The organism is Microcystis aeruginosa NIES-4325, from assembly GCF_008974145.1.
GTDB classification, from domain to species: domain Bacteria; phylum Cyanobacteriota; class Cyanobacteriia; order Cyanobacteriales; family Microcystaceae; genus Microcystis; species Microcystis aeruginosa_G.
Genome location: NZ_BJKP01000098.1, coordinates 1 through 905, shown reverse-complemented (window position 1 = coordinate 905; position 905 = coordinate 1). Strand labels below are relative to the sequence as shown.

General features: G+C 44.9%; 1 protein-coding gene. It reads left to right on the top strand.

Going from position 1 to position 905, the window contains the following annotated elements:
* Window positions 1-33: 33 nt before the first annotated feature.
* Window positions 34-905 (top strand): GDP-mannose 4,6-dehydratase (gene gmd, locus MiAbW_RS19130; RefSeq protein WP_151697352.1); only part of this gene is annotated, 872 nt, incomplete at its 3' end.

The window sequence follows — 905 nt, the reverse complement described above, 5'->3', positions numbered from 1 at the left end:
GGTCTTTATTCTTTCCGATTAGGTAAATTACTGATGACTGAAGCTAAACGCGCCCTAATTACCGGCATCACCGGTCAAGATGGTTCCTATCTGAGCGAATTATTATTAGAAAAAGGCTATGAAGTCCACGGTATCATCCGTCGTACCTCAACTTTTAACACCGATCGCATCGATCATATCTACATTGACCCCCACCAGCCAGATGCTAAATTATTTCTTCATTATGGCGACCTCACCGACGGGACGACCCTGCGGCGTATCCTCGAACAAGTGCAACCGGTAGAAGTGTATAATTTAGGCGCACAATCCCATGTGCGAGTTAGTTTTGATGCCCCAGAATACACCGTTGATGCTGTGGGGGTGGGAGTTTTAAGATTACTAGAAGCAATTCGGGATTACCAAAAAAGAACCGGCATCGAAGTGCGTTTCTATCAAGCAGGTTCCTCGGAAATGTTCGGGAAAGTCATGGAAGTTCCCCAAAAAGAAACCACGCCATTTTATCCCCGCAGTCCCTACGCTTGCGCGAAAGTTTACGGTCACTGGCAAACAATCAACTATCGGGAATCCTACGACTTATTTGCCTGTAACGGCATTTTATTTAACCATGAATCCCCCCGGCGTGGAGAAACTTTTGTCACGCGCAAAATTACCCGCGCTTTGGCCCGAATTATTGCCGGACAACAGAAAAAACTCTATCTAGGAAATCTTGATTCTAAACGGGATTGGGGTTATGCTAAGGATTATGTGCGGGCGATGTGGTTAATGTTACAACAGGAAGAACCGGATGATTATGTGGTGGCGACAAATGAAACCTATTCTATCCGGGAGTTTCTCGATATTTCTTTCCAATACGTTAATTTAAATTGGCAGGATTATGTGGAGTTTGACGAACGTTATTTGCGTCC